The 8,695-nt window shown below is 36.4% G+C and carries 10 protein-coding genes and 1 tRNA gene; all 11 read right to left on the reverse strand.

What is annotated here, in order from left to right:
• On the reverse strand, positions 1 to 457 hold a 457-nt coding region (locus tag E1140_RS03490), incomplete at its 3' end, for an ExbD/TolR family protein (protein WP_155179078.1).
• A 3-nt stretch (positions 458 to 460) separates the two neighbouring features.
• Complete coding sequence (locus E1140_RS03495; protein ID WP_155179080.1) at positions 461 to 1,054, reverse strand: ExbD/TolR family protein; 594 nt, start codon at positions 1,052 to 1,054, stop codon at positions 461 to 463.
• Positions 1,054 to 1,380 carry a hypothetical protein gene (locus tag E1140_RS03500; protein ID WP_155179082.1) on the reverse strand — a complete coding sequence of 109 codons (327 nt, stop codon included), beginning with the start codon at positions 1,378 to 1,380 and terminating at the stop codon, positions 1,054 to 1,056. The genes E1140_RS03495 and E1140_RS03500 overlap by 1 nt, the downstream gene beginning before the upstream one ends.
• Positions 1,381 to 1,407: 27 nt before the next feature.
• Positions 1,408 to 2,232, reverse strand: a complete 825-nt coding sequence (locus tag E1140_RS03505) for a MotA/TolQ/ExbB proton channel family protein (protein WP_155179084.1) — start codon at positions 2,230 to 2,232, stop codon at positions 1,408 to 1,410.
• A gap of 155 nt (positions 2,233 to 2,387) precedes the next feature.
• Positions 2,388 to 2,476, reverse strand: a tRNA-Ser gene (locus E1140_RS03510).
• Positions 2,477 to 2,559: 83 nt separating this feature from the next.
• Positions 2,560 to 3,630, reverse strand: a complete 1,071-nt coding sequence (locus E1140_RS03515) for an asparaginase (RefSeq protein ID WP_155179086.1) — start codon at positions 3,628 to 3,630, stop codon at positions 2,560 to 2,562.
• Entirely contained in the window at positions 3,627 to 4,391 is a 765-nt protein-coding gene (locus tag E1140_RS03520) for a TatD family hydrolase (protein WP_155179088.1), read from the reverse strand. Before E1140_RS03520 ends, E1140_RS03515 begins: the two co-directional genes overlap by 4 nt.
• A gap of 48 nt (positions 4,392 to 4,439) precedes the next feature.
• A complete protein-coding gene (locus E1140_RS03525; RefSeq protein ID WP_155179090.1) occupies positions 4,440 to 5,534 on the reverse strand; it encodes a glycosyltransferase in 1,095 nt (364 codons plus the stop codon).
• On the reverse strand, positions 5,531 to 6,154 hold the full coding sequence (locus tag E1140_RS03530) for a polysaccharide deacetylase family protein (protein ID WP_155179092.1): 624 nt from the start codon (positions 6,152 to 6,154) through the stop codon (positions 5,531 to 5,533). Before E1140_RS03530 ends, E1140_RS03525 begins: the two co-directional genes overlap by 4 nt.
• Positions 6,154 to 7,368 (reverse strand): PP2C family protein-serine/threonine phosphatase, encoded by a 1,215-nt coding sequence (locus E1140_RS03535; protein ID WP_155179094.1) that lies wholly within the window; start codon positions 7,366 to 7,368, stop codon positions 6,154 to 6,156. The genes E1140_RS03530 and E1140_RS03535 overlap by 1 nt, the downstream gene beginning before the upstream one ends.
• 62 nt (positions 7,369 to 7,430) lie before the next feature.
• Complete coding sequence (locus E1140_RS03540; RefSeq protein WP_155179096.1) at positions 7,431 to 8,522, reverse strand: glycosyltransferase; 1,092 nt, start codon at positions 8,520 to 8,522, stop codon at positions 7,431 to 7,433.
• Between the last annotated feature and the right edge of the window lie 173 nt (positions 8,523 to 8,695).

Genomic DNA, 8,695 nt, shown 5'->3' on the forward strand with positions numbered 1-8,695 from the left:
GTTCTAACTCTTGAATAGTAGAGTACAATAATTTTCTAGCATTAGCTTTTCTTAATTGAAGTTCAATATCAGAAATCAAACCACGCTTAGCTTCTTTATCAACTTTCAAAGCTATAGTTATCTGATCTCTTTCCACCTCATTTAATTTATCCTTTTCAGAAGCAACCCAAAGAACAACATCTTTTGGTTCTATAAACACATCATTGGCTTGAATTCTAGGTTCGCTTCCCCACTGATCTGTTTTCTTTGGCTCTCCAACGTAAAGATAGCTTACCAGCGATTTACGCTCCAATTTCCTTAACTGGGTAGCCTCAGGAATTCTTTGTTTTACGTTAATCGTTACCTCTCTCAATACTGTTGTCACCATAAAGAAGAACAACAGCATGAAGATGATATCTGGTAATGCAGAGGTAGGTATATCCTGTTTAGTATTCGCTTTCTTCTTAAACTTTGACATATCTTAACCTCCTATTTTTGTTGGTTCTGCAATAGATATCTGCATTGGGTATTCAATCTCCCCATCAGGAGTCATTCCTCTACCTAAGTCATATATCCTTTTATTATCAGGTTCCTTTAAATTGTCGATAATCTTTCTCCAATCTTTAGGACTTACACCAGCTCTAGCAGCATACATTTCATAGTAAGCAGCCTGAATATTATCAAGTGCCTCTATAAACTTAGCCTGAGTTGTTCCTCTATCTGTTTTCAACGAAACAATAGCCTTCTTAGGACTGTCAGATGATTCTGGATCTCTTCCATTATTGTTTACAAAATCCTTAATCATTTGCTTAAGTTCCTTAGGGTCTGCCGTAAAAGGCTCTCCCTCAACTAGCATTTTATCTGCTGAGTTGATCTGGATTTTAAACAAATTCCTTTCTGGAATTTTGATATCAATATCCTCCATTTGATCTGGATCTGGAGGCAAAGGGATAAGTAGACCTTTATCATTGGCAATCGTAGTAGTTACCAGGAAAAATATCAACAGTAAGAAAGCGATATCCGCCATCGAACTGGAGTTAATTTCCGGATTTTCTCTTCCCTTGTTACGTGCCATTATTTTATTGCTTTATTGATTTCGGTGAATACAATACCTACAAGTGCCACAACGAACAAAACATACATGGCAATAAGTCCACCACCTACGAATTTTGAAATTCCGCCTGTTACACCTGCCTGAATTGCTTTAGCATTCAGTCCGTCACCTGCAAAAGCGTAGCATATCAAGAATAAAATTACTATTCCTAATAAGGCTCCTGCCGGCTTTACTAATGACTTAGGATTATCTAACGATTTAATGATGGGTAAGAATACCGCGCCTATGATGGCAATAATCACCATTATGTAAGAAACCCAAAGTCCTATATCTATAATACTTTCCATTCTTAAATAATTTTAAGTTATAACTAATTAGTTAGTCAATTTGTGCTTAACCAAAAGGTCAACAAGTGTAATTGACGCATCTTCCATCTGATTAACCAAAGAATCGATTTTAGACACAAGGTAGTTATAAAATACTTGAAGAATAATACCAACAATAAGACCAGCAACAGTTGTTAAAAGTGCTACTTTAATACCGTTAGCAACAATTTGTGGAGATATATCACCAGCTGCTTCAATAGCATCAAATGCACCAATCATACCGATTACAGTACCCATGAAACCAAGCATTGGAGCAAGAGCGATAAACAAAGAAACCCAAACAAGTCCTTTTTCTAATCTACCCATTTCAACAGAACCGTAAGCAATGATAGATTTCTCAACCATATCGATTCCTTCTGACATTCTCATTAATCCTTGAGTAAATATAGACGCAACAGGTCCTTTTGTGTTTCTAGTTACTTCTTTAGCAGCTTCAACACCTCCTTTAGAAAGTGCATCTTCTACTGTAGCTAGTAACTTATCAGTATTAGTTGTTGCAAGATTTAGAGTGATAATTCTCTCAATTGCTATCGAAAGACCGATAATTAAACACAACAATACAGGAGTCATAAATTTCCAATCTCCTTCAATGAATTTGTCTTTAATAATCTGATGGAATGATTCTTCCACTTCAGCTTCAGCAACTTCCGGTTCTGCAACAGGAGCAGGCTCCTCTACAACTGGCTCTTCAGCAACTGCTGATGAATCAGCCATTTCTGTTGATGTGGAATCCGCGGCTTCATCTTGAGCATTAGATTGATAACTAAGGGTTAAACACCCCACCAGTGCCAATAATGTGAATAGTTTTTTCATAGTTCAAGTTTTAAAATATTTCTCAGTTGTGAGAAGGTTTTGTTAGCAATTAGATATTTAAAAGTTAAAGTTAGTTAAAAGTTTCAATTCTCCGTATTTCTGACCAATTCTTAACTATGTTGTTAGTTTTATTTGTCAAAAATTTATCAAACCTGAGGAGAGGAAGGGATTCGAACCCTCGGTGCCCTTTGACAGGCACACTCGCTTTCCAAGCGAGCACCATCGACCACTCGGTCACCTCTCCATTCTGCGAGCCTTCTGTTCACAGGATGCACAAATAAATCAATAAAAAACACTTTATGCAAGAACATATCAGATTTATAAAATTTAATTTATTGTCATCTCTCCACATATAGAATTCGTCATTCTAAGCTTAATAACAGCCTTTTCTTCCTCCTCCTCAAGCACCATCATCAACTTAGTTACCGCTGCTTCCAATGTAAGATCAAGCCCGCTTATTACACCAATATTTTCGAGGTCTTCACTAGTCTCATACCTCCCTTGATCTACCTTGCCACCGGGACATTGAGAAACGTTGAGAATTACTATATTTTTATCTATAGCACCTTTCAAAAGATTAATAAACCACTCATCAGTTGGGGCATTTCCGGAGCCATAGGTCTCCATGACCACTCCCTTCAAGCCTTTTATGCTAAAAATAGCCTCTACAGCAGCCTCGGAAATACCAGGAAACAGCTTCAATATGATGACCTTATTATTAAGTTTTTTGTGTAATGTTAAACCCAAATTTTCTTCAGGATAGTGTATAAATTTATCGTTATAGTTAATAACTACACCTGCTTCTGCTAGCAGAGGGTAATTTTCAGACTCAAAAGCATCAAAATGTACGCTCTCTACCTTTTTTGAGCGATTTCCTCTTAGTAACACAGAATCAAAATAGATGGCCACTTCAGGAACCATCGGTTTACCATTTATTTTAGTTGAAGCAATTTCTAATGCCGTAATAAGATTTTCTCTTGCATCAGATCTTGGTGCTGATATGGGAAGCTGAGCACCTGTGAAAATCACAGGCTTATTCAAATTCTCTAGCATAAAGCTGATGGCAGAGGCGGTAAAAGCCATAGTATCAGTACCATGAAGCACTACAAACCCATCATACTCCTTATAATTTTCATAAATCATTTGCCCCAGCAGCTCCCAATGTCCTGGATTAACATTAGATGAGTCTATTGGATTGTCAAAGGACAGTACTGTTATATTCAATTCCAACTTCCTTAGTGAAGGTATATGATCCATTATAGAAGCAAAATCAAAAGGAATCAATGATCCTTTGTCGTTATGGACCATACCTAATGTACCACCAGTGTATATAATAAGTATAGAGGTATCAGGCGCCTTAGCCGATGATGTTATGATATTGGAGGTTGTAAACTTCATTTAAAAAGATTTAGAGCATTAGTGGTGGTCATTTCAGCAACTTCATCTACTGATAAATTCTTAAACTCAGCTACCTTACTAGCTACCAAGCTAATATAAGCTGGTTCATTTCTTTTACCACGATTGGGTGCAGGTGCCAAATATGGACTATCTGTTTCCAATACTATTTTATCATTATCTATATGCGGAATAACCGTGTCCATCCCTCCATTTTTAAAGGTGGCAACCCCTCCTATTCCTAAATAAAAACCAAGTTCAGTGATTTTTTTTGCCTGATCCGTAGTTCCTGTAAAACAATGAAATACACCTCTCAACTTTTCTTCACCCATTTCCTCTATAAGCAAAATTGTTTCATCAATACTCTCTCTACAATGAATAACCACAGGAATATCATATTTAACTGCCCACTTGCACTGTATTTTGAAAGCCTCTTGTTGCTGGTCCCAAAATGTCTTATCCCAATAGAGATCGGTTCCTATTTCTCCAACAGCCACCCAATCTCTTTTTGATAGCCAATCCTCTACCAAATATAATTCCTTCTCAAAGTCTTTATTTACAGAGCATGGGTGCAAACCCATCATAGGAATGCATCGTGAATCCTTATTCTCTAATTCAAGCATGCCATCAATTGACTCATGATTAATATTTGGCATATAGATTCTATCAAGTCCTTCTTCCCATGATCTCTCCAAGACTTCATCTATATCAGCCTGAAATTTATCAGAATATATGTGTGCGTGGGTTTCGATTAGCTTATTCATTGACAACTATATAATTGAATGATCATTAATTAGTCACAATTGCCAAAATTAATATTTCCTGCCTTTCCAGATTACTTTGCTGCCAGATAAATAAAAAAGACCTGATCCAATGGAGACAAACCAGGAATAAAACTCATATAAGAAGAGGTGAATGACTGATACTTTATGTTTTAATGTTCTGGCAGAAAAGTGGATGAATAATGCCTGAATCATGGTCTTAACAATGAATAAACCTAAGGCTATTATAGGAGAGATTATAAAAGCACTAATAATCAATGGAAAGTAAAATGCCTGTATTACCAAAATTGTAATCATTGGCCATTTTAACTGCAATGCACCATGCATCCATCTTTTACGCTGATGAAAAAGTGAAGAGACTTCTTTGATCGATTTGGTGAACCCAAGCACTGAATAATTAAATATGTGCTTCACTTTAAAGCCTTCTTTTCTAGCATGACGGAAAAGCTCCATATCTTCTGTTATAGAAAAGGGGATTTTCTCATAACCTCCAACAGCTTTATAAGCCCGCCTCGAGATCATCATATTATTTCCCATAGCAGTTACAGGTTTACCTAAGCAGTCCAGAACATAAATCATGGCAATGGCAAAAAGCCAATCAATACTCTGCCATTTATTATCTTCTACTAGTGTAACCCCAGTAATAATATCAATACCACTTTCAGCAGTTATAACCATTTCTTTAATCCAAGATTCAGGCAACCGCATGTCTGCATCTGTCACAAAATAATATTGACCACTGGCCTTTTGGGCTAGTTGCCCCAAAACCTTTGCCTTTGCTTTTTGGTGAGAAGTTTCATCATCAATTTTAAATAAATGGCAATTTGGATGATTCGCTATCAACCGCTCAACTAACTCATAGGTGCTATCAGTGGAATTATCATCTCCTATTAGTATTTCAATTTTATCTTTCTGATAATCTAATGCCATTAGACTAGTAAAACACCTTTGAATGTTCTCTTCTTCATTTCTAACAGCAAGAAGTATTGAAACTTTAGGCCAATTCTCTAGATCTGAATCAGCTGTCTTCTTTCTATTTCCCCGTTCAAAGTAAACCCAACAGACCATAAGACTGATGTCTGTAAGGATAACAACTCCAATTAAAGAAGACAGAACTATTATCATAGGCTTTCAAACAAAAAACCCTGATTAGAGAAATGATCAAGAAACCTTGGTAAGGTATACTTCATGTTAGCTTCTGCTTTAACATTATCATGAAATAGCACAATGGACCCTTTTCTAGTTGCTGCTATTGTTCCTTTAAGACATTGTTCAGGACTTACCTTTTTACTATAATCTCCGGAAAGTACGTCCCACATTATAATTTTATGATTCGGGGACACTTTACTGATCTGGCTTCTTTTAATTTTACCATAGGGAGGTCTAAACAATTTAGTACCATCATTGAGTCCTTCTAAATGCTTACCACATTCTTGAATATTATCTAAATACTGCTCATCATCGACTGACCAACCCGCTAAATGATTAAAAGTATGATTAGCTAATTTGTGACCTTCATCAAATGCTCTTTTAGCAATTTCAGGGTGCTTCCTCAAATTATCACCAACACAAAAGAAGGTACCTTTTGAATTATACTTTTTCAAAGTATCCAGTATAAACTCCGTTAAATCAGGAATTGGGCCATCATCAAAGGTTAAATAAATAACTTTTTCATTTGTTGGCACCGACCAAACCAGCGTGGGGTATAACTTTTGGACTAACCAAGGGGTATGGTGAAAAAACATTACAGGTCTACTTTACAGGATAAAATGGTGATGTCATCATGATAACCATTATCTCCTTTAAAACCATCCAAGTTAATTATAATGTCCTGATGAATCTTTTTCAAATCCTGATGCCTGTTCTCTTTGAAGTATTCTATCAATCGCTCTGGACCAAATTCTTCATTTTCTTCATTTGCCGTTTCAGTGAGTCCATCAGTGTAACAAAACAAAAGAAACTCATCTAAATCAGTAATGAACCCTTCATTGACAAAGGGTAGCGGATGAATAGCACCAAGTACGGTCGACCCTTCCTCCAACTCAATAATATCATCTTTCGTAATCAGCAAAGGTGGATTGTGACCGCTATTGATATAAACCAAAGTCTTTAACTTGTGATCATAAATGCCAGCAAAGAAAGTTATAAACTTCTCTCCTTTTGCATTCTCCAGCACCTGATAGTTTAGCTCATTAACAATTTCCACCAAGTTAGGAGTCTGGCGTATGAGCGTTCGAAGTGATGCCTGAAAGTTAGACATCATCAATGCGGCAGGAATACCCTTACCCGAAACATCAGCGATACAAATAAGAAATTGATTTTGATTAATAGGCACATAATCATAATAATCACCTCCTACTCTATCATGAGGCAAATAACTGGCCTCAATCTTCAAGCGAAGGCCATATGGCAAAGAGTCTGGAAACAAAAACTGCTGAACATCACTGGCAATCTCTAGCTCCTTCCTTAAAGCCTCCTGCTCCAACTGTTGCCTTGCAAGTTTCTTATTTTCGATGGCAACTATAATAATATTTGTGAGTGCCTGAATAAATCTGGTACTACTCTTTTTTGACTCTTCGTCTTCTGCATTAATACCACCAACAAATACAACTGAGAGTAAGGATGCCTTGTGATATATAGGTATCAAATAATCAAACTCACCAAACACATCATCTCTATCATCGATCTGAGTAAGTACTTTTGTTACCAAAAAATCCTCCGGAAGTTTTTGCTCAAAGCAATTGGTAGATGTTCCAAAACTCACCTTACAGCTCCATGTCTGATCCATTACAAAAAGTGCTAACCTTTTAATGTTCAGATTTCCTCTTAATGTGAACTCATAAATTTTATAGAGAGAGGCTTCGGGTAAGTTGTTGTTAATTGACTGAGTGATCTCCAGCAGTGCGTTTAACTCTAGCTCTTTAAGGTTATATTTATTCTGTAACGAAAGTGTATCCATGAATAAGATTGTGGCGGTTAATGGCCTTAAGCAATATAATTAATTATACAGTTTACTAAAAATCAGTAGGCTCTACCCTTCCACTTATATCCACCCCAATTAGCTACTGCACCAAAAATAAGGACATAAAACGGATACACCAGTTGAACTAGTAAATAATAAAAAATATTAAACGAACTATTTAGGTGATGTTGTATTGAACCTATAAAAATGCCTTCCAAAATAATTTTCACAATCAAAATGGTCAATACAAGCATATTAAAGCTAAACGCCAGGTTAATAAGGCCCATAATGGTAGCACCCGCTGTCAATAGCACCATTAGCGCTAAGAATATCTTATAAACTGAAAGGTTCTTATTCCACTTACTGCTCCATCTTTTCCGTTGATTGAAAAAAGTCTTGATGTCTTTTGAGCCAGAAGTTGAAACAACGGCTTCTTTATCTTTCATGAAGCTAATTTCACCCTGTAAATGCTTGTGAAACTTAGCTAACAGAAACTCATCATCTCCACTGGCTATATGTTCATTTCCAACATATCCTTTTACCCCTTCAAAGGCTGATTTTCTAAAAGCCAGATTTGCACCGTTGCACATAAACGGCTGACCTATATTTAGGCTTGCTGCCCCTGTTCCAATAAGTGGTGCAAACTCAACCAGTTGTAGTTTATCAAAAAAGCCAACCGGTTTGAAGGTTACACCACCAAATGCCATATTTACTTTAGTGCTCTGAAAATACTGATTGATAACTTGAAGCCAATTAGGCTGAACTTCGCAATCTGCATCGGTAGTGACTATTATGTCACCAGTTGAATGTTCAACCCCAAATGTTATCGCTGCCTTCTTACCTGACATATTATCGGGAAGTGAAAATAGCGCATAGTCAGGTTTATTTAATTCCAAAATCCTTTCAAAATCATCAGATGAATGATCATTCACAAAAAGAAATTCTACAGACAAGCGCTCCAGATTGAGATTATTAAAGGAGTGAATCAAAGCTGATAGGTTTTGTGATTCATTTCTAAATGGAACAATCACAGTCAATTTTAAATGAGCCTCATTGCCAAAAGGCACCGGTCTAATAAGCTGCCAGGAAATAAGCATGATAACCAACCACAGGCAATAAACTGACAGTGTGATAATAACAAAATAGGTCATGACTCAACTTTTGAGTTTAGTTGAAACACAAAAGGGATTCCTAATAGTGTTGGCATTAGAATATTCACAATCCAAATAAATAAGCTGGCACAAAGCACAGGTAATATTTCGATTTGATAGTTTTCGAAAAAGTAAATGGCTGAATATTCCCTAATTCCTAAATCACTTAAAAA

The organism is Fulvivirga lutimaris, assembly GCF_009711525.1.
Classification (GTDB): domain Bacteria; phylum Bacteroidota; class Bacteroidia; order Cytophagales; family Cyclobacteriaceae; genus Fulvivirga; species Fulvivirga lutimaris.

What these genes read in the sequence shown, in the direction of transcription:
- E1140_RS03495 (WP_155179080.1), bottom strand. Translation starts at nt 1,054, where the DNA reads ATGGCACGTAACAAGGGAAGAGAAAATCCGGAAATTAACTCCAGTTCG.
- E1140_RS03500 (WP_155179082.1), bottom strand. Translation starts at nt 1,380, where the DNA reads ATGGAAAGTATTATAGATATAGGACTTTGGGTTTCTTACATAATGGTG.
- E1140_RS03505 (WP_155179084.1), bottom strand. Translation starts at nt 2,232, where the DNA reads ATGAAAAAACTATTCACATTATTGGCACTGGTGGGGTGTTTAACCCTT.
- E1140_RS03515 (WP_155179086.1), bottom strand. Translation starts at nt 3,630, where the DNA reads ATGAAGTTTACAACCTCCAATATCATAACATCATCGGCTAAGGCGCCT.
- E1140_RS03520 (WP_155179088.1), bottom strand. Translation starts at nt 4,391, where the DNA reads ATGAATAAGCTAATCGAAACCCACGCACACATATATTCTGATAAATTT.
- E1140_RS03525 (WP_155179090.1), bottom strand. Translation starts at nt 5,534, where the DNA reads ATGATAATAGTTCTGTCTTCTTTAATTGGAGTTGTTATCCTTACAGAC.
- E1140_RS03530 (WP_155179092.1), bottom strand. Translation starts at nt 6,154, where the DNA reads ATGTTTTTTCACCATACCCCTTGGTTAGTCCAAAAGTTATACCCCACG.
- E1140_RS03535 (WP_155179094.1), bottom strand. Translation starts at nt 7,368, where the DNA reads ATGGATACACTTTCGTTACAGAATAAATATAACCTTAAAGAGCTAGAG.
- E1140_RS03540 (WP_155179096.1), bottom strand. Translation starts at nt 8,522, where the DNA reads ATGACCTATTTTGTTATTATCACACTGTCAGTTTATTGCCTGTGGTTG.